Origin of the sequence: Yersinia aleksiciae (assembly GCF_001047675.1) — a bacterium.
Classification (GTDB): domain Bacteria; phylum Pseudomonadota; class Gammaproteobacteria; order Enterobacterales; family Enterobacteriaceae; genus Yersinia; species Yersinia aleksiciae.
In genome coordinates this window covers 1,766,178-1,787,677 of sequence record NZ_CP011975.1, presented here as the reverse complement: position 1 = coordinate 1,787,677, position 21,500 = coordinate 1,766,178, and the positions used below count along the sequence as shown (strand labels likewise).

The window sequence follows — 21,500 nt, the reverse complement described above, 5'->3', positions numbered from 1 at the left end:
ATGGTCAATCTTACTCAAGGACTCCCGACCCCAATGGGCGCGCATTTTGATGGGGCGGGGATAAATTTCACCCTGTTTTCAGCTAATGCTGAACAGGTTGAGCTGTGTCTGTTTGATGATGATAACCAAGAGCTGCGGATTTCATTGCCCGCTCGTACCGGTGATATTTGGCATGGCTATCTCCCCGGAGGAAAACCGGGGCAGCGCTATGGCTATCGGGTCAGCGGGCCATTTGATCCGCGCCAAGGCCATCGTTTTAATCCGCATAAGTTATTGATAGATCCCTGCGCCCACGCACTTGATCACAAAGTGGGTGATGACCCACGTTTAAGCGGTGGGGTCAGTCAACCTGACGAGCAGGACAGTGCGGCCGCTGTGCCTAAATGCATTGTGGTGCACGAAGAATATGATTGGCAGGGGGATAGATCTCCCTCAATTCCTTGGGGCAATACGGTGATTTATGAAGCCCATGTCCGTGGCTTAACCCAACTGCATCCAGATATCCCCACAGACCTGCGCGGGACTTATGCCGGTTTGGCCCATCCGGCCATGATTAATTATCTGAAAAAATTGGGCATTACCACGTTAGAGCTGCTGCCAGTGCAATTTCATGTCGATGAGCCGCGGTTGCAGAAAATGGGGCTGGGTAATTACTGGGGCTACAACGTGCTGGCTCCCTATGCCGTCGATCCGGATTACGCCTCGGGCCGTGAGGGCGTCTCTCCGCTACAGGAGCTGCGGGATGCGGTCAAGGCGCTGCACAAAGCCGGTATCGAAGTGATTCTCGATGTGGTGTTCAACCACTCCGCTGAATTGGATGTTTTCGGCCCTACGCTGTGCCAGCGCGGTATCGATAATGCTAGCTACTACTGGCTCACCCCCGAAGGCGAGTACGACAACATGACCGGTTGCGGCAATGCGCTGCGCCTTAATCACCCTTATGTGACGCAGTGGGTTGTCGAGTGCCTGCGCTATTGGGTCGATAGCTGCCACGTTGATGGTTTCCGTTTTGACTTAGGGACGGTTCTGGGCCGCACTCCGGCGTTTGATCCGCACGCGCCGCTGTTTGCCGCGTTAGCCGCTGACGAACGACTCAGCGCTTGCAAGATGATTGCCGAGCCTTGGGATATCGGCTTGGGCGGCTATCAATTGGGCCAATTCCCCACCGGTTTCAGCGAGTGGAATGACCAATATCGCGACGCGATGCGCCGCTTCTGGTTGCGCGATGACTTGCCGCTAGGGCTGTTTGCCCAGCATTTTGCGGCGTCCAGTGCGCTGTTCGAACAGCGGGCGCGCTTGCCCTCCGCCAGCATCAATCAAATTACCGCCCACGATGGTTTTACCTTGCTGGATTTGCTGTGTTTTAACCAAAAGCACAATCAAATCAATGGCGAAGAGAACCGTGATGGCAGTGATAACAATCTTAGCAATAATTTTGGACGTGAAGGTTTAGTGGCTGACGAGGCTATCTGGCAACGGCGTAGATCGTGCCAGCGGGCTTTACTGGCTACCTTGTTGCTGTCGCAGGGAACGCCGATGTTGCTGGCCGGTGATGAGCATGGTCATAGCCAGCAAGGTAACAATAATGCGTATTGCCAAAACAACATCCTCACTTGGCTCGATTGGGGCAGTGCGGATAACACATTGACGGCATTTACCGCTGAGCTTATCCGGTTGCGCCAGCAAATTCCGGCCCTGATTAAAGATTCATGGTGGCAGGAGGGTGATGGCAGTGTGCAATGGCTGGATAGCCAGGGGCAAGTATTGAGTAATGCAGCTTGGGAGCAGGGTCGCCAGAAACAGCTGCAAATCTTGCTGTCCCAGCGCTGGCTGGTGGTGATTAACGCCACAGACCAACCCTGTGACATGCACTTACCTGCGGGAGAGTGGGAGGGGATTCCTCCTTTTGGGCCATCAGCGCATCAAGGGCCATTAACCGTATGGAATGGAGCCGCGCATGATATTTGCGTGCTCGTACAGAAATCTTAAGGAGTCAGCCATGGTTAAATTCGAAAATAAAGACCCGTTGATGTTGGCCAGACAATTACCGAATAAAACGGTGGCGCTGATTTTAGCGGGTGGTCGTGGTTCGCGGCTGAAAGATTTGACCGCCACTCGTGCCAAGCCGGCGGTACATTTCGGCGGCAAGTTTCGCATCATCGACTTTGCGCTGTCTAATTGCCTGAACTCCGGCATCCGCCGCATTGGCGTCATTACCCAGTACCAGTCTCATACGCTGGTTCAGCATATTCAGCGCGGTTGGTCATTCCTTAATGAGGAGATGAATGAGTTTGTCGATCTCTTGCCGGCCCAGCAGCGCCTCAGCACTGAGCAGTGGTACAAAGGCACGGCAGACGCGGTTTACCAGAATCTGGATATTATTCGTCGCTATGATGCGGAATATATCGTTATTCTGGCCGGTGATCACATCTACAAGATGGATTACTCGCGCATGTTGATAGACCACGTCGAGAAAGAGTCAGAGTGTACAGTTGCCTGTATTCCGGTCCCCATTAATGAAGCCAATGAATTTGGGGTGATGGAGGTCGATGACGATTTTCAGGTGACCGCTTTTTATGAAAAACCGGCAAACCCACCCGCCATGCCAGGTCGCCCGGATATGGCGCTGGCGAGCATGGGGATCTATATTTTCAATGCCGACTATCTGTTTAAGTTATTAGAAGAAGACCGGAACACCCCCGGCTCTACCCATGATTTCGGCAAAGACTTAATCCCGAAAATCACCGCGCAAAAAAGCGCGTGGGCGCATCCGTTTGATCTCTCCTGCGTGACTTCTAATGCGGATATGCCCCCTTACTGGCGTGATGTCGGGACCTTGGACGCCTACTGGCGGGCGAACCTCGATTTGGCGTCGGTCACTCCTGAATTGGATATGTATGACCGCGCCTGGCCGATCCGCACCCATATGGAACCCCTGCCGCCGGCCAAATTTGTGCAAGACCGCTCCGGCAGCCATGGCATGACCATGAATTCGCTGGTCTCCGGCGGCTGTATTGTCTCCGGCTCAGTGGTGGTGCACTCGGTGCTGTTCCCTCGAGTGCGCGTGAACTCGTTCTGCACCATCGACTCCACCGTGCTGCTACCGGATGTCAATGTCGGGCGTTCGTGCCGCTTGCGCCGCTGTATTATTGACCGGGCATGTCACATTCCCGAGGGGATGGTGATCGGGGAGAACGCCGATGAAGATAGCGCCCGTTTTTACCGTTCTGAGGGTGGGGTGGTGTTAGTGACTCGGGCGATGCTCGCCAAGTTGGCTGCCAAATAGGCCTATTTGAGTGATTTTTAGCTAATTAGACGTACAGGTAAGTGATTCGGGTGAGTGAGCGCAGCTAACAACCCAGCCACTTCAATTAAGAAGGGTATAATTAGGAGCCACAATGCGGGTACTACACGTATGTTCTGAGCTATTTCCTTTATTAAAAACAGGGGGATTGGCGGACGTTGTTGGTGCTTTACCTGCCGCCCAAATTGCTGAGGGGGCGGATGTGCGGGTCATGCTGCCCGCTTTCCCTGACTTGCGTCGCGGTATTCCGGATACCGTGCTAGTGAGGGAAATTGATACCTTTGCGGGTCGGGTCTCGTTACGTTACGGCCAATATCAGGGGATTGGCATCTATCTGATTGATGCCCCCGCTCTCTATGATCGGGCCGGTAGCCCTTATCACGATCAATCGTTATATGCTTATTCCGATAACTATCGTCGCTTTGCGTTACTGGGATGGATGGCGTGTGAGTTGGCTTGCGGACTGGATGGCTACTGGCGTCCGGAAGTGGTACATGCTCACGATTGGCACGCCGGATTGGCCTGCGCGTATCTGGCGGCGCGGGGTCGTCCTGCACGATCAGTATTTACCGTCCATAATTTAGCCTATCAAGGGCTATTCTCAGGGCATCACTTGGCTGAGCTACAGCTGCCTGCGGCATTTTTCCAAATGTACGGGCTAGAGTTCTACGGCCAAATTTCCTACCTGAAGGCAGGGTTGTTCTTTGCTGACCATGTCACTACGGTCAGCCCGACCTATGCCAAAGAGATTACCCAGCCTGCGTTTGGCTACGGCATGGAGGGGTTATTACAAGAGCGTGCCAGTCAGGGAAGATTGACTGGGATACTCAATGGGGTAGACAGTGACATTTGGGACCCACAGACTGATACCTTGCTGCATGCACGTTATGACACGGAAAACCTGCAACAGAAAGCCGTCAACAAGGTACACCTGCAAACCACCATGGGGTTGGAGGTGACGGAAAAGAGACCTATTTTTGCGGTAGTCAGCAGATTGACCGAGCAAAAAGGGTTGGATTTAGTGTTGGAAGCCTTGCCCGAATTACTGAAACTGGGGGGACAGTTAGCGGTTCTTGGTGCAGGGGATGCGATTCTACAAGAGGCATTTTTGGCGGCCGCAGCGGACTACTCTGGTCAGGTTGGGGTGCAAATTGGTTATCACGAGGCATTTTCTCACCGAATCATTGCCGGTGCAGATGTGATTCTGGTGCCAAGCCGTTTTGAACCCTGTGGACTCACGCAATTGTATGGTTTGAAATATGGCACTTTGCCACTGGTCCGGCACACGGGCGGGTTGGCAGATACCGTGGTGGATTGCGCACTGGAAAATCTGGCAGATGGCAGCGCCTCGGGGTTTGTGTTTGATGAATGCGATGCGCAGGCATTGGTACGGGCAATGCGCCGTGCTTTTGTCTTGTGGAGCCGGCCAAAACATTGGCGCCATGTCCAGCGCCATGCCATGGGGTTGGACTTCGGTTGGCAAGTAGCAGCGGCAGAATATCTGTCACTTTATCGGCGTCTTTAGTTGCTGATTGGTTAGAAATACGATGGCTTATCTACCCTAAATAATTCAAGTTGCAGCAAGGCAGCTAACGCACATGCAGCTTGCAGTATGACGGGGATAACCACGAACTTGGGAAAACCGCTATGACATCACCGTTCAGTTATACCTCACCCGTTGTCAGTGTGGATGCACTGAAACATTCCATTGCCTACAAATTGATGTTTATTGTCGGCAAAGATCCCACCATTGCGACTCAGCACGATTGGCTGAATGCGACTTTATTTGCAGTACGTGACCGTATGGTTGAGCGCTGGCTGCGTTCTAACCGCGCACAGTTATCACAAGATGTCCGGCAGGTTTATTATCTGTCGATGGAGTTTTTATTGGGTAGAACGCTCTCTAATGCACTGTTATCGATGGGCATTTATGAAGATATCGAGCAGGCGTTAGATGAGATGGGCCTCAATTTGTCCGAGCTGTTACAGGAAGAGAACGACCCCGGTTTAGGTAATGGGGGGTTGGGCCGTCTGGCGGCGTGCTTCCTCGACTCGCTGGCAACCTTGGCACTGCCGGGGCGCGGCTATGGCATTCGCTACGAATATGGGATGTTCAGCCAGAAAATAGTCAACGGCCAACAGATGGAGTCGCCGGATAACTGGCTGGAATACGGCAATGCCTGGGAGTTCCCACGGCACAATACCCGCTATAAAGTGCGATTTGGTGGCCGTATTCAGCAAGAGGGCAGCAAAACCCGCTGGCTGGAAACCGAAGAAATTCTCGCCTGCGCTTATGATCAAATCATCCCCGGTTTTGATACTGATGCGACCAATACGCTGCGTTTATGGTCTGCGCAGGCCAGTAATGAAATCAATCTAGGGAAATTCAATCAGGGCGATTACTTCGCGGCGGTTGAAGATAAAAACCATTCAGAAAATGTATCGCGGGTGCTCTACCCCGATGACTCAACCTATTCCGGACGCGAACTGCGTTTGCGGCAAGAGTACTTTTTAGTGTCAGCGACGGTGCAGGATATCCTCAACCGCCACTGGACCATGCACCAGACGTTCGACAATCTGGCCGACAAGATTGCCATTCACCTGAATGATACCCACCCAGTGCTTTCTATCCCTGAAATGATGCGTCTGTTGATCGACGAGCATAAATTTAGCTGGATGGATGCGTGGGATGTGGTGCAACAAGTCTTCTCCTACACCAACCACACTTTAATGAGTGAGGCGCTGGAAACCTGGCCAATCGACATGATCGGCAAGATCCTGCCACGGCATTTACAAATTATCTTTGATATCAATGATCATTTCCTCAAGCTGGTACAGGAGCAGCACCCAGGCGAACCTGAGCTGTTAGCGCGGGTATCCATTATTGATGAAACCCATGGTCGGCGAGTGCGTATGGCTTGGCTTGCGGTGATCGCCAGCCATAAAGTGAATGGCGTATCCGCCCTGCATTCGGAGTTGATGGTGCAGTCACTGTTTGCGGATTTTGCCCGCATCTTCCCTAACCGCTTCTGCAATAAAACCAATGGCGTCACGCCACGGCGTTGGCTGGGGTTGGCTAATCGGCCACTGGCGGCGGTATTGGATGACAGTATCGGCCACAACTGGCGCACAGATCTGAGCCAACTCAGCGAGCTGGAAAAGAATCTCGATTACCCGAGTTTCCAGCTTGCGCTACAAAAAGCTAAGCTGGAGAACAAAAAACGGTTGGCAATCTATATTGCTGAAAAGCTGAATATTGTGGTGAATCCAGCGGCGTTGTTTGATGTCCAAATCAAGCGTATCCATGAGTACAAACGACAATTATTGAATGTGCTGCATGTGATCACCCGCTATAACCGCATCCTTGAAGCGCCTGACGAAAAGTGGGTGCCACGGGTGGTTATTTTTGCCGGTAAAGCGGCCTCGGCGTACTACAACGCGAAGCAAATTATCCGTCTGATCAATGATGTCGCCAAGGTGATCAACAATGATCCACGAATCAATAATCTGCTGAAAGTAGTGTTTATCCCGAACTACAGTGTCAGTTTGGCGCAGCTGATTATTCCGGCGGCTGATCTCTCTGAGCAGATTTCGCTGGCAGGCACCGAGGCATCGGGGACCAGTAACATGAAGTTTGCCCTGAACGGGGCGCTGACGATCGGCACACTGGATGGGGCGAACGTCGAGATGCGCGAACATGTGGGCGAGGATAATATCTTTATCTTTGGCAACACCACCGAGCAGGTCGAGGCGCTGCGCAACAGTGGCTACAACCCACGGAAATATTACGATGAAGATCCTGAGCTGCACCTGGCCCTGACGCAGATCGCCACCGGTACCTTCAGCCCGGAAGAGCCTCAACGTTATACCAGCCTGTTTGATTCGTTGGTGAACTTGGGTGATCACTATCAGTTGCTGGCGGATTATCGCAGCTATGTGGACACGCAGGATAAAGTCGATGCGCTCTATCGTCACCCTGATGAGTGGACGCGCAAAACCTTACTCAACATTGCCAATATGGGCTATTTCTCTTCCGATCGGACGATTCAAGAGTATGCCGATGAGATTTGGCATATTAAGCCTATCCGGCTATAAATGGGGTTTGCCAATAACTCAAACCCCTCTTCAGCTGTGAAGAGGGGCTTTTTGAAGCTAAAAAAGCGTAAATACTCGCGTTCGCTATCAGGAAACCAGCGACAGCGTCTGCTGTTTCTTGCCCTGTTCTGCGGCTAACCACTCAGCAACGCGTTGTTTTTGCGCTTCGTCCAAGGTCATACCCAGTTTGGTGCGACGCCAGATAGCATCATCCAACTCGACCACCCACTCTTTCTCGACTAAATAGCGTAATTCAGCTTCGTACAAGCCATGGCCGAAGTGTTCACCCAGATCTTCGATGCTAGTGGCACCCGCTAAAATTAGCTCACTGTGGCTGCCATAAGTGCGGGTATAGCGACGGGCCAGCGCTTCGGGTAACCAGTTATAACGATGGCGCAACTGCACAGTATAGTTATCACGGTTACCGCCAATATCGCCACCCGGTAACGCGCCGGTTTTGGTCCATGCTGGGCCGACATTCGGATAATAGGCCGACAGTTTCTCCAGCGCATGCTCTGCCAGTTTGCGATAGGTGGTCAGTTTGCCACCGAATACTGACAGCAGTGGTGCCTTGCCATCTTCGTCAGCCACATCCAGCGTGTAATCGCGGGTCACGGCTTGCGGTGCATCTGATTCATCATCACACAGCGGGCGCACACCTGAGTAAGTCCAGACGATATCGTCGCGGCCCAACGGCTTCTTAAAGTGGTCGTTATAGACTTTAAGCAGGTAATCAATCTCCTGATCGTCGATCTTCACCTCTTTCGGATCGCCGTGGTACTCCACGTCTGTGGTGCCGATGATGGAGTATTCGTCCAACCAAGGAATGACGAACACAATGCGATTATCTTCGTTTTGCAGAATATAGGCTTGTGGCTGGTTATGAACCCGTGGCACCACAATATGGCTGCCCTTGATCAAGCGGATACCATAAGGTGATTTAAGCTTCAGGCCATCGTCGAAGAACTGTTTAACCCACGGGCCAGTCGCATTCACCAAACCTTTGGCTTGCCAGGTATAGGTTTTGCCGGTGCTCACATCCACGGCTTCAACCATCCATAAACCTTGCTCACGCCATGCACGGGTCACTTTAGTGCGAGTGCGAACTTCCCCCCCACGCTCGACCACTTCCTGCGCATTCAGTACCACCAGCCGAGCATCATCTACCCAGCAGTCAGAATATTCGAAACCGCGCACCAGTTCGGGTTTCAATACCGACTCTGGTCCAAAACGCAGCCCTTTACTGGCAGGCAAGGTGGTGCGTTTACCTAAATGATCGTACAAGAACAGGCCCGCACGAATCATCCAGGCGGGGCGCAGATGGGGCTGATGCGGTAGGCGGAAGCGCATCGGGAAGGCGATATGCGGTGCCAGTCTCAGCAGCACTTCACGTTCGGCCAGCGCTTCGCTTACCAAACGGAACTCATAATGTTCCAGATAGCGCAGGCCACCGTGGATAAGTTTGGAGCTGGCGGAAGACGTCGCACAGGCCAAATCTTGTGCTTCCAGCAGCAGAACGGACAGGCCACGCCCTGCAGCGTCAGCAGCGATACCGGCACCATTAATGCCGCCACCGATCACGATCAAGTCTTTGGTTTCCATGCTTCCTTCCTCCAGATGTTCGAAACAGCTCTTTAATGTTCGTTTTCGCTCACGATTGTAATCAAAAACCAACAAACAAGCCAAGAGTTAACCAAAAAAAAACATTCACCCGTGATGGAGGTAACAGTTTTGTTATCAGGATGTGGGATGAATTGGGGAAAGGGAGTTGGGGTTGGTTGATATTTGGTTTGGTGATCGGTTCGGTTGACATGAGTTAGGCGCTCACCTTGGCTCCGATGCCCCAACCGCCAAAGGGGTCACAAGCGCGTGACCCCTTTGGAATCCCCGCGCTTGCGCACGTATCGCTTGCCTGCTTCGCAGGTGCCCTCACTCATCGTTTCGGCTGACGGACCGCCGTGATTCGCTCCTGCTCAAGCACGGCTCGCTCGGCATCCATGCCTCGCATCCTACCTTCACTCTTCATTCGGCAGCTCAAATGTGCTTTTAAACATCAACGTCAAAACCATAATTTTTGGCTTTTGGCTTTTGGCTTTTGGCTTTTGGCTTTTGGCTTTTGGCTTTTGATGTTGAGCGCAATCAGGAATATTGCCGACAAAGATTGCAGGCCGAATGAGCCGCATGGACGCGGCGAAAGGGGCTGTCGAGCTGGGAGCGAGTCAGCTCCGGTTCGATTAGCCGGCAAGCTGCCGGAGGGAATGGCGCAGCCACAATATTTCGCGCAAGGCGCGGGTGTTGGGCCGCCGCCCTGCGGCCCGACTCGGTTGAGGCCACGAGGTCAAAGTGACCGCAGAACGCCTATCAACCGAAACCAGATCCGATCTTATTTTGAAATTGAAATTGAAATTGAAATTGAAATTGAAATTAAAACTCCACCCTCAACACAACTCCAATTGAACCTCATGCTGCTCGATAATCTTCATCACGCTGGCGGGGGGCATCTGATCGGTAAACAGATAATCAATCAAATTCATATTCCCCAAGTTCACCATCGCATTACGGCCAAACTTGGAGTGGTCGGTCACCAACATCACGCAACGGGAGTTTTCGATAATCGCCCGCTTAGTGCGCACTTCATGGTAGTCAAACTCCAACAGCGAGCCGTCCATATCGATGCCGCTGATACCGAGGATGCCGTAATCAAGGCGGAACTGAGAAATGAAATCCAGCGTGGCTTCGCCAATAATCCCACCGTCGCGGGTGCGGACTTCACCGCCAGCCAAAATCAGGCGGAAATCCTCTTTGGCTGTCAGCAAGGTTGCCACATTAAGATTGTTGGTCACCACCCGCAGACCTTTATGGTTCATCAGGGCGTGAGCAACCGCTTCTGGCGTGGTGCCGATATCGATAAAGAGTGTCGCCCCATCGGGGATCTGGCTGGCAACACGTTGCGCAATACGGGCTTTCTCTTCCGACCACATCACTTTGCGATCGTTATACGCTGCGTTAACCGAACTGGACGGTAACGCCGCACCACCATGATGACGATGAATCTTGTTTTGATCCGCCAAATCATTCAAGTCGCGGCGGATGGTTTGCGGGCTAACGGTAAAATGCTCCACTAACTCTTCAGTACTGACGTAACCTTGTTGGCGTACCAATTCAATAATCGCATCATGCCGCTGCGTTTGCTTCACGATAATCCCCTAATGCGCCTGGTTATTCCAGGCAGTTATTGTGCGGTTCTTACGCTGCTGCGCGTATCCCAGAATGCCATTAATAGCCCAATAATCAAACCTGAGACATGAGCGGCGTTGGCAATCGATAAACCTAACATATCGAAATATCCGGCAACCAGCCAGAGAACAGAAAAAGCCATCAAACCGCGGGGTAGCGAGATACCACGCTCGGGTGCGCGTTCGCCAGTCAGCCAAACATAGCCCATTAAGGCATAGACCACACCAGAAAGCCCCCCAAAGTTCGCGCCGCTAAACAGCGACTGCCCCCAACCACTGAACAAAGCGGAAACGATAGTTAATACCAGCAATTTGCCGGTGCCAAGTCGTTTTTCCATCTGCCCACCCAGATACCACCACCACATCAGGTTAAACAGGATATGCAGCAGTGAAAAGTGGAGGAAGGCAGGGCTAACCCAACGCCAGATTTGCAGATATTGGCTGCTATCGCGAGGCCAGGCAAGCCAAGACATCACGGCGTTATCGCCGAAGATCTGCATCAGTATATAGATGGTGATGCATAGCACCATCATACTCAGGGTCAGTGGCCCAGCCTGACTGCGCAGAGTCTGGAGGTAGGAGAAGCGCTGATAGGACAAGTTAGAGTGTAAATTACCCGATTGCCAGCTGGCCGCTTGATAACGTGGATTCAGTGGATCAAGCAAAAATTGCTCCAACTCATGCTGCACCAGAGGTAATTGCTCATCATCGGCGAGCCAGATCTCAGCACCCTGAGTATCTGGTCGCACTTCCAGTGCCACATTACGGGTGGCCATGTAATCAACAAAGGCCTGCGCCAGACGTTGATTAGATATTGCTATCACACGAATCATATTTTTTTCATTCTAATGTGAGGTTATAAATCTTATAAATGCGATTAAAAATATCACAGTCGGGTGAGAATTGGCTAACTGGCAGACACCACATCTTGTGGGTAGCTTCTGGCCCAAGCTTCAAAACCACCGTCAATGCTGTAAACCGCTTCAAAACCTTGTTGGAGCAAATACTGTGCAGCACCTTTGCTGCTGTTGCCGTGATAGCACATCACCATCACGGGTTGTTCAAAATCGGTTTGCTGCATAAAAGTATGCAGGCTGCTATTGGTCAGGTGGAATGCAGTTGGTACATGACCTGCCTCGTAACTTTGTGGGTCGCGAATATCGACTAATACCGCGCTATTCTCTTTCAAGCGGGTATACGCTTGCTCAACACTGATGGTTTCAAACTGTTCCATATCGCCATTAAACCCTGATGCAGATAAATGATTTTAATGCGCTATTGTAAGCGATTTTTGACGGACAAAAACCAACAACTTATGTATGGGTATAGCCATTATCTAAAAAAGGTAAAATAAGGTGTTATATAAAAGAATTTTCTATGGCAAAGCATAAAATCATATAAAAATGTATGGGGGTATTTCTAATGGGTGATATTACTACGGCAGGGTATTTTGCCAATCATCAATTAAGTGAAAGTGATTTCTGTTCTCTTCAGGCAAAACCTGAGGAATTTAAACCGAAATTAACACCTTACGAAGCTATTGCTGATTTTTTAAGAATGATATTCTGCTGTGAAATGAAAAGAAGTGCACTAGTTAATTTAAATTATTTTATGCATGAAAATTATTTAACAAACAACCCAATTGAAATATTGACTGTATTCGAAAAAATACTTCCAGATGAGATAAAAGAGAAGGTTTTTTATTCTATTCATTATGAGGGTAGTGAGAGTAAACTAAAGAGTATAGTGATACAATACAATGAAAAGTCTATAGAAATAAGCCCCAATCACTGTTGGTTAACGGACTCAGATAAAGAGATAATAAAAAAACTAAAGTCAAATGTGATTATATTCCATACTGGAAATAGTGACATTATCAATGCAGATGAAGTCAATGAAACTGAAGGGAAAGAAAATAGCAACAGCAAAAGAGAGAACTTCATTAAGAATGCGTTGAATAGAGGAGTTAATGAATTATCAAGTGAAAAAAAATGCGTTAACTTAATTTACGATATTGATAGTAAGGATTGTGTGGTCGAAAGGGTAGTTCTAATCAATAATGGCCTTCCTTACTTGGAAATACCTCTCAAGTCAGGAGAGAACATAATCATACAAAATAGTCTTTCCGAAAGAATCGCTATTGAAAATACATACACTAGTTCACCATATAAAAAAATAACCCGTGAATTAAGATCTCTTGACGAAAAATTAGCATATTTAGATGATGATCAATCACCAGCCACGCCAAGGTTAATTGATGAAGTTGCTAAAATAATAGTGGAATTAAAGGAGTTGATTCAATTTAATGATATAGTTAGGGCGATAGATATCGATATTCAGTCAAAAAAGTGTAAGTATTATATTTCTAAAGCCCTAGATGCGATTAATAATATTAAAGATAATAAGTTAAGTCGTAATGATTTCAATCTTGAAGTTTTAGAAATAAAGAATAATATAATGTTTTTTAAAAATAACATAAGCACTGAAAATTATCATGATCCGCATAACCCAGAACAAACCATTACTTATGCTGAACGTGCTATTAGAATTACTGAGAAGAAAATAAAAGATTGGCAAGACAGACTAGGGCTAATCGATGTTAATTCAACCGTATCTACTATGACAGAATTCGTTAAGTACTGCGCTGAATATCTAAACGTAAAGACTCCCAAAGTTCACACCAAAAATATCGTTGATGTACAGGCGTTAGATGATCTTGAACGACAAAACGCCATGAATGCTGCATTTAATAACCTGTATAATTTTGCTTCTAATGATGAGGAGAATTCAAAATTAATTTCAATTAATAAAATTGAAGAATTCTTATTAGAATATCAAGGGAATAATTTAATTAACAAAGGAAATCAAGATATATCAAAATTTAGCGATGAACTTTATGGTTTCAATCCTAATTTATTTATTCCAAGAGACTTACTTAATGAGTATTCTGCTGCTAACAAGACATTAACCGAAGAAATAAAAAGTTCGCTTAACCTATCACTTCATAACTCGGAGGAATTTAGAGCTAAGGCTATGGGTTTATTAAGTAAAGTCCATGTAATGAAATCATTATTTTTAGATAAATATATGAAGTGTTTTGATGCGCAGCGAATGAGTGAAAGCCAAGATATGTTAACGGTGTTTAAGACTATTCTAAATCGAATCGAACAAAATAAGACTATCGATGAGGATAAAAAACACACATGGCTTCTACAGGCTAATAAGCGGTTACTGGATGAAATCAACCGCAAAATAGGGGCAAGCGCCACTATACCGGAATAATGAAATAGCAGGGCGATCTCACCCTGCGGCTAACTTAAATATACCCCATCATCTGTAATAAACGCTGCGCCTGCTGTACCGCTTCTTGCCGGTGGGCGACACCCAGTTTTTGGTACAAATTACGGATATGAGTTTTAATGGTGGTGGCCGCCACCTCCAACTCCCCAGCGATTTGGTCATTACTGTAACCGGAGTAAATCAGCCCCAATACCTGCCATTCACGTTGTGTTAGCGGGCTGGTGCGAATCAACTCCGGCACTTGTGGATGAGTCAGCAACTTATCGACGAAGATCTCGTCAAAATGGGCGAATTTATGCCGATGGTGCTGGTTAAGGTCTTTCAGAATTCGTTGGGCGCGGAATTGTTCCAATTCAGGCAACGCATTAAGTTGAATCAGTTGGCGCAGCTGTTGCGCCATGGCTTCACCTTCAATGACAAAATGGCTGATAAAGCCGGTGCGATTGGCCAGTGACAGTGATTCAATCAGCGCTTTCTGCGCCTCGCTTTTACGTTCGGTTTGCCAATAGAGCGTATTACTTAACAATAAGTTACGGTTAAGATCGCTGGTTAAGCGCAGGCGGCGAGCATTTTCATTTAGCTCATCCAACACCACTTCGGCTTCATTATAACGCCCCAACATAATCTGAATCCGGGCAATATTGCGCCATTGGCCCTGCAAAAAGTGGTTATCGGCCATGCCCGGTTTTTCCGCCTGACGCAGCCAATTTGCCGCCGCGGCTTTATCGCCGGTCATCTGCCAGTGAATTACCCGTGGCTTATCGGCATTGGTTATCCAGTCGAGATGATACTGGCTGCCATGTTGCAGCGCCTCGCAGCGCTGGATATACATATTAGCGTTATCCAGATCCCCACGGGCCAGTGAACACTTCGCCAGCATCGCCAGACACTGCAACTGCTGCTGCGGCTGGTAGTTAACCAAGATTTCGATGCCTTTACGTGCGGCGGCTTCTGCCTCATCCAGCCGTGACCATGACCACAACACCTGTGAGCGAATGCGCAGCAGGAATTCATGCATTGGCAGCTGCTCAAGATGTTGCTCATGAATCAGCTCAAAGGCTTTATCTTGTGTCTCATAGGCCGCTTGCAAGAAGCCCTGAGCAATCAGTATTTCACTCTGCTGCAGCAACGCCCACAAAGCGTAGTGATAAGCTTCATGGCGGCGTGCCATCTGCTCGGTTTGCTGCATCATCGGCAGCGCACGGCTCAGCTCCCCCTTGCAATGATGTACCTCTCCGGTGACGGAGGTGGCCACGATCCGGCTGTAAAAGTTCGCCATGGGGAGATATTTCAGGGCATCGGTCGCCAGTTTTTCGGCTTCGTCTGGTTTACCGGCATTGATTGCCACCTGAGCACGCAGCGCATCAAATTCAGCGCGCAAAATTTCATCGATCGGAATTTTACGCTCCTGCATCGCCGACTCCGCGCGCTCGAGTAGGGTATTGACCTCGCCGTAACGGTGTTGGCTCTGGGCCAACCAGGCTTGCAGCAATGCCAGTTCCGGATTTTGCACCAATAACGAGTAAGGCAGGGCGACCAGACACTGCTCCAGTAACGCCAACTCACTATGGTTAAATAACGTCCAGGCATGTTGCAGTAAAATATCGCGCAGCATGCCGACATCACCGGCCGCCAGCGCGTGGTGAATAGCTTCAGCGGGGTAGCCCAGCGCCATCCAACCTTCCGCTGCCGCATGATGCAGGTCCGGCAGTTCCAGTGCTAATTCCCACTGGCAGCGCTGGCGCAGGAAAGTGGCAAATAATGGATGGAAGCAGAACCACTCACCGCTGTCATCCATGCGATGAATGAATAGCCCCTGACGCTCTAACTCTTCCAGCCGCTGTTGGCCGTTGTCTTCACCGGTCAGGCGCACAATCAGGGCATCATTCATGGAACGTAATACTGAGCAACGCAGTAGGAAGGCGCGAGCATTGCTATCAACCTGATCCAGTACCTCATCGACCAGATAGTCTGACAGATGGCTGGCATTCAACCCCGCCAAGCGCTTGGCCGATTTTTGCGCCGAGGAGTTGGGCTGACGTGATGACAGCGCAATCAGTTGCAGCGCGGTAGCCCAACCTTCGACTTCATCACACAGGCGGCTACTGTCCCCCTGCTCCAGTGGCGCGGGCAGGCGGCAATCGAAGAATTGCTGTGCTTCCTGATGATTAAACGCCAGCTGCTGCATCCCCAACTCCAGCAATTGATCGCGCACTCGCAGGTTAGCAATACCCAGTGGCGGCAAGGTTCGGGAGAGCAGAATTAGCGTCAGATTTTCGGGTTGATGGCGCAAGAAGAAGCGCATGGCTTCATGAATGGCGTCAGTGGTAATCAGATGATAATCATCGATGACCAGATAGAGCGGGCCGTCCCAATCGGACAACTCGATGAATAATTGAGCAAACAGCGCCGAAAGGCTGGCATATTGATGCTTCTGGCTGAGAGCTTCACTTTTACTGCAATGGCCGCCAGTGGCTAGCTGTACCGCCGCGACCAGATAGGTGGCGAAGCGTTCTGGCTGATTGTCACTTTCATCCAGAGAATACCAGCCGAGGCAGGATTGGTCCGCAGCCCATTGGGCGACCAACGTGGTTTTTCCGTATCCCGCCGGGCAATTGATTAACGTCAGACGATAATTCGCCACACCTGATAACTTAACCAACAGGCGGTCACGTATCACGGTATTTTGTAGCCGTACCGGGCGGCTCAGTTTTGATGGGATCAGCATGCTGTGTCCGGTTTTAAATAAATCCGGTGAAAAGACGTCCTGGTGATTGATATGTCCATTTGTAGTGAGTTGTTACAGGCATTCATAAGAGTAATTATTTTTAGCCTCGTAATTAATCAGCACTGCTAAGGTCTGATAACAGCCATCTTATTGCAACAGAGTTAATGTTTCCTATGGCTGTAAGTTGCACCGGATCACAATTTTAGCTACGCCCTGCGACTCATCCCCAGCTAATCCTCCGGCAGGATGATGCCCTTGCCGGTTCTCCTTGGCAGGATAAGGGTAAAATTACCTAACCCACAGGATAGAGATCCCCCTATGTCACAGCCTATGCTTAAAAAGGACGATTTCCTGGCTGCACTGACCCGCCAGTGGCAGCGCTTTGGCTTAACCTCCGCTCAGCAAATGACCCAACACCAATGGTGGGAAGCGGTTAGTGCAGCGTTAGCCGAACAGTTATCTGCTCAGCCCGCGCCAGCGAAGGCCACGAAAGTACAGCGCCATGTTAACTACATTTCGATGGAGTTTTTAATCGGTCGTTTGACGGCAAATAACCTGATTAACTTGGGTTGGTATGAACAGGTGGAAGCCGTGCTGGCTGAACAGCAGATTAACTTGAGTGACCTGCTAGAGCAGGAGACCGACCCGGCACTGGGCAATGGTGGATTGGGGCGTTTGGCGGCCTGTTTCCTTGATTCGATGGCGACGGTTGAGCAATCCGCCACCGGTTATGGCCTGAATTATCAATATGGCCTGTTTCGTCAGTCGTTCAGTGAATGTAAGCAGCAGGAAGCGCCAGATAACTGGCAGCGTGAGAGCTATCCGTGGTTCCGTCACAATAGCGCACTGGCGGTGGATGTCGGTTTTGGTGGCAAGCTGGAAAAACAAGCGGATGGCCGTCAGTTATGGCGTCCGGCGTTTGCTTTGCGCGGCGAAGCTTGGGATCTACCGGTGTTGGGCTATCGTAATGGCGTCACCCAACCACTGCGTTTATGGCAGGCGACTCATCAGCATCCCTTTGATTTAACCAACTTTAATGACGGCAAATTCTTGCTGGCAGAACAAAATGGCGTTGAAGCCGAAAAACTGACCAAGGTGCTGTATCCCAATGATAACCACTTGGCTGGTAAGCGCTTGCGACTGATGCAGCAATACTTCCAGTGCGCCTGTTCGGTGGCCGATATCCTGCGTAAGCACCATCTGGCGGGCCGTAAAGTGGCGGAACTGCCGGATTATGAAGTCATTCAGCTCAATGATACTCACCCGACGATCGCTATTCCTGAAATGCTGCGCGTACTGATTGATGAGCATCAGCTAAGTTGGGATGCTGCTTGGGCGATTACCAGTAAAACCTTTGCTTACACCAACCACACCTTGATGCCAGAAGCCCTTGAGTGCTGGGATGAAAAGTTGGTCCGCAGCTTGTTGCCGCGCCATTTTGTCATCATCAAGCAGATCAATGCGCAGTTTAAAAAGTTGGTCGATAAGCAGTGGCCGGGTAATGACGAAGTTTGGGCCAAACTGGCGGTACATCATAATAAGCAGGTGCGCATGGCCAATCTGTGTGTGGTCAGTGGCTTCGCTGTCAATGGTGTCGCACAGTTGCACTCGGATCTGGTTATCAAAGATTTGTTCCCTGAATACTATGAGTTATGGCCAAATAAATTCCACAATGTGACTAATGGCATTACGCCGCGTCGTTGGTTGAAGCAATGTAATCCGGCGCTGTCTGGTCTGATTGATGAAACGCTGAAAGTTGAGTGGGCGAATAATCTGGATGCATTAGCTGGCCTTGAGTCTTATGCCGACGATAAAGCGTTCTGCGAACGCTATCAGCAGATCAAATATGACAACAAAGTTAAGCTAGCTGAATATGTTAAGCGTGTGATGGGGCTGACCATTAACCCAGACGCCATCTTTGATGTACAGATTAAGCGGCTGCATGAATATAAGCGGCAGCATTTGAATCTGTTGCATATTCTTTCTTTATATCGCCAGATTCGCGATAACCCGAATCTGGATATGGCGCCGCGCGTGTTCCTGTTTGGGGCCAAAGCTGCGCCAGGTTACTATTTAGCCAAAAATATCATTTATGCGATAAATCAGGCTGCCGATAAGATCAATAATGATCCGATCGTTAAAGATCGCCTAAAAGTGGTGTTCATCCCCGATTATCGGGTATCAGTTGCGGAATTGATGATCCCAGCCGCCGATGTCTCTGAGCAGATTTCAACCGCGGGTAAGGAAGCTTCCGGTACGGGTAACATGAAGTTGGCGCTAAATGGTGCTTTGACGGTGGGCACGCTCGATGGGGCTAACGTTGAAATTGCTGAACAGGTGGGCGACGAAAATATCTTTATTTTCGGTAACACCGTGGAGCAGGTAAAAGCCATTCTGGCGAAAGGTTATCAGCCACAGAAATACCTGAAAACGGATAAACACCTGAAAAGCATTCTGGATGAGCTGGCCAGTGGGGCATTCAGCCAAGGTGATAAACACGCATTTGACATGATGTTGCATAGCCTGTTGGAAGGGGGTGACCCTTATCTGGTGCTGGCTGATTTTGCCTCATATTGTCAGGCACAGCAGCAAATTGATGCCCTGTACCGCGATAAGGATGAATGGACCCGCCGTACCATTCTTAACACTGCCCGGGTAGGGATGTTCAGTTCTGACCGTTCAATTCGCGATTACCAATCGCGTATCTGGCAAGCCAAACGTTAAGGAGAAGACTGCATGGATCGTAAATCGCTCGATCAAGCAGCGACACTGGCAGGGATCGCCGCCAGCTATATTAATGCTCATGGTAAGCCGCAGGCTATTTTGCCGGAAACCAAGCAACAGTTGTTGGCGGCTATGGGGCGCATGAATGCGTCCCATGTTACCCAGACAGAAAAAGCACCATTACCGGTGGTAAAAGTATTTATTTTTGGTAGCCCAATGCAGCTGCCAATGGCGGGTTCAGGCGATTATCATTGGCAGCTTCAGACAGAAAAAGGTGAGTTGCATCAAGGGCGTATCAGTGCGAAAAAAACGCTGACCCTGCCTGCATCCCTGCCTCAGGGTTATCACCGTTTGATTCTGGAGCAAGGCTTACAGCAGTGGCAGTGCTCGGTTATCGTCGCGCCGAAGCGCTGCTATGAACCGGATGCGTTACTGGCCGGGAAAAAGCTGTGGGGAGCCTGTGTGCAGCTCTATACCCTGCGCTCTGAGCGCAATTGGGGTATCGGTGACTTTGGCGATTTAGCCCAGATGTTGGGGCAGGTCGGGGAACGGGGCGGGGCTTTTATTGGTTTAAATCCGATTCATGCGCTCTATCCGGCTAACCCACAAAGTGCTAGCCCTTACAGCCCCTCATCCAGACGCTGGCTGAATGTGATTTATATCGACGTCAACAGCGTGGATGAATTTACGCACAGTGAAGCCGCACAAATTTGGTGGCATCAGCCCGAAACACAACGCATCTTGGCTGAGATCCGTGCCAGTGAATGGGTCGATTATCCGCAGGCCATGGGGCTTAAACTGACCGCCTTACGTTTGGCATTCCCGCTGTTTACGGCGCGGAAAGCAAAAGACACGCGGGTGCAGGCATTCCATCAGTTTTTTGAGCAAGGTGGCAGCAGTTTACATCAACAGGCTGCCTTTGACGCCCTGCATGCCCATTTGAGTGAAAATGATCCCATGATGTGGGGCTGGCCAGTATGGCCTGCCGAATATCGCGATGGGCATAGCAGTGCCGTGGCTGAATTTTGCCGCAAGCACGCGGATGACGTGAACTTCTATCTGTGGCTACAGTGGCTAGCCGCCAGCCAGTTTGATGACTGCTTTCGTGACAGTCAGGCGCGTAAAATGCCGCTGGGCCTGTACCGTGATTTAGCGGTGGGTGTGGCTGAAGGGGGGGCTGAAACTTGGTGTGATCGCGAGTTATATTGCCTGAAAGCTTCAGTGGGCGCGCCGCCAGATATTTTAGGGCCGCTTGGTCAGAATTGGGGCTTGCCGCCGATGGACCCGCATGTGATGGTGGCTCGCGCCTATCAGCCGTTTATTGATTTGCTGCGCGCCAATATGACCAGTTGTGGCGCACTGCGTATTGACCATGTGATGGCGTTACTGCGCTTGTGGTGGATCCCTTACGGTCACACGGCGGATCAGGGGGCTTACGTCAAATACCCGGTCGATGACCTGCTGGCGATATTGGCGCTGGAGAGTCAGCGTCATCACTGTATGGTGATTGGCGAGGATTTAGGTACTGTACCGGTTGAGATTATCGGTAAGTTACGTGATAGCGGCGTGTACTCCTATAAAGTGCTCTATTTTGAGCATGACAGTGAAAATACCTTCCGTGCGCCGCAGTCTTATCCGGTTCAGGCGATGGCGACCATTACCACTCATGACCTGCCGACGCTGCGAGGTTATTGGCAAGCAGATGATCTGACTCTGGGCAATAAGCTAGGGTTATATCCGGACCAACAAATATTGAAGCAGCTCTATCTTGATAGGGAGCGTGCCAAGCAAGGGTTGTTGGAAGGGCTACATCATTATGATTGTGTGCCAAAGAAGGTGGGTCACAAAGCGTCGTTACTGGCGATGAGCCCGGTACTCAATCGTGGCTTGCAGCGTTATGTTGCTGACAGCGCGAGTGCGTTATTGGGCTTGCAGCCGGAAGACTGGCTGGATATGGCGACCCCGGTCAATATTCCCGGAACCAGCGATGAGTACCCAAACTGGCGACGTAAGTTGACGGTCACGCTGGAAGAGATGTTTGCTGACAGCCAGATTAATCGCTTATTGAAGGACTTGGATAAGCGCCGTAAGAATGTTTCTGCGGGGTGACTTT

12 protein-coding genes are annotated in these 21,500 nt (G+C 50.0%); 7 read left to right on the top strand and 5 right to left on the bottom strand.

Going from position 1 to position 21,500, the window contains the following annotated elements:
• From glgX to glgP, 4 genes are all read left to right on the top strand, one after another.
• Window positions 1-1,989, top strand: a complete 1,989-nt coding sequence (gene glgX / locus ACZ76_RS08235) for a glycogen debranching protein GlgX (RefSeq protein WP_048618374.1) — start codon at window positions 1-3, stop codon at window positions 1,987-1,989.
• Between the two features lie 10 nt (window positions 1,990-1,999).
• Complete coding sequence (glgC, locus tag ACZ76_RS08230; protein ID WP_048618372.1) at window positions 2,000-3,286, top strand: glucose-1-phosphate adenylyltransferase; 1,287 nt, start codon at window positions 2,000-2,002, stop codon at window positions 3,284-3,286.
• A gap of 112 nt (window positions 3,287-3,398) precedes the next feature.
• A complete protein-coding gene (gene glgA / locus ACZ76_RS08225) occupies window positions 3,399-4,829 on the top strand; it encodes a glycogen synthase GlgA (protein ID WP_048618371.1) in 1,431 nt (476 codons plus the stop codon).
• Window positions 4,830-4,951: 122 nt separating this feature from the next.
• Window positions 4,952-7,399: a glycogen phosphorylase gene (gene glgP, locus ACZ76_RS08220; protein WP_048618369.1), complete on the top strand. Its 2,448-nt coding sequence runs from the start codon at window positions 4,952-4,954 to the stop codon at window positions 7,397-7,399.
• A gap of 87 nt (window positions 7,400-7,486) precedes the next feature.
• On the opposite strand, the gene glpD is transcribed toward glgP, so the two are convergent.
• The 4 genes from glpD to glpE all read right to left on the bottom strand — a co-directional run bounded on the left by glpD (window position 7,487) and on the right by glpE (window position 11,869).
• Entirely contained in the window at window positions 7,487-9,001 is a 1,515-nt protein-coding gene (gene glpD / locus ACZ76_RS08215; RefSeq protein ID WP_048618368.1) for a glycerol-3-phosphate dehydrogenase, read from the bottom strand.
• An 836-nt stretch (window positions 9,002-9,837) separates the two neighbouring features.
• On the bottom strand, window positions 9,838-10,596 hold the full coding sequence (locus ACZ76_RS08210) for a DeoR/GlpR family transcriptional regulator (RefSeq protein ID WP_048618366.1): 759 nt from the start codon (window positions 10,594-10,596) through the stop codon (window positions 9,838-9,840).
• A gap of 35 nt (window positions 10,597-10,631) precedes the next feature.
• A complete protein-coding gene (glpG, locus tag ACZ76_RS08205) occupies window positions 10,632-11,468 on the bottom strand; it encodes a rhomboid family intramembrane serine protease GlpG (protein ID WP_048618365.1) in 837 nt (278 codons plus the stop codon).
• Between the two features lie 74 nt (window positions 11,469-11,542).
• Window positions 11,543-11,869, bottom strand: a complete 327-nt coding sequence (gene glpE, locus ACZ76_RS08200; RefSeq protein WP_048618363.1) for a thiosulfate sulfurtransferase GlpE — start codon at window positions 11,867-11,869, stop codon at window positions 11,543-11,545.
• Window positions 11,870-12,057: 188 nt separating this feature from the next.
• Between glpE and ACZ76_RS08195 the strand changes: the two genes are divergently transcribed.
• Window positions 12,058-13,917 (top strand): hypothetical protein, encoded by a 1,860-nt coding sequence (locus ACZ76_RS08195; RefSeq protein ID WP_048618361.1) that lies wholly within the window; start codon window positions 12,058-12,060, stop codon window positions 13,915-13,917.
• Window positions 13,918-13,951: 34 nt separating this feature from the next.
• Here ACZ76_RS08195 and malT read toward each other — a convergent pair whose 3' ends face one another.
• Window positions 13,952-16,663: an HTH-type transcriptional regulator MalT gene (malT, locus tag ACZ76_RS08190; protein WP_048618360.1), complete on the bottom strand. Its 2,712-nt coding sequence runs from the start codon at window positions 16,661-16,663 to the stop codon at window positions 13,952-13,954.
• Window positions 16,664-16,981: 318 nt separating this feature from the next.
• Between malT and malP the strand changes: the two genes are divergently transcribed.
• Window positions 16,982-19,387 carry a maltodextrin phosphorylase gene (gene malP / locus ACZ76_RS08185; protein WP_048618358.1) on the top strand — a complete coding sequence of 802 codons (2,406 nt, stop codon included), beginning with the start codon at window positions 16,982-16,984 and terminating at the stop codon, window positions 19,385-19,387.
• Between the two features lie 12 nt (window positions 19,388-19,399).
• Window positions 19,400-21,496 (top strand): 4-alpha-glucanotransferase, encoded by a 2,097-nt coding sequence (malQ, locus tag ACZ76_RS08180; protein ID WP_048618356.1) that lies wholly within the window; start codon window positions 19,400-19,402, stop codon window positions 21,494-21,496.
• Window positions 21,497-21,500 lie beyond the last annotated feature (4 nt).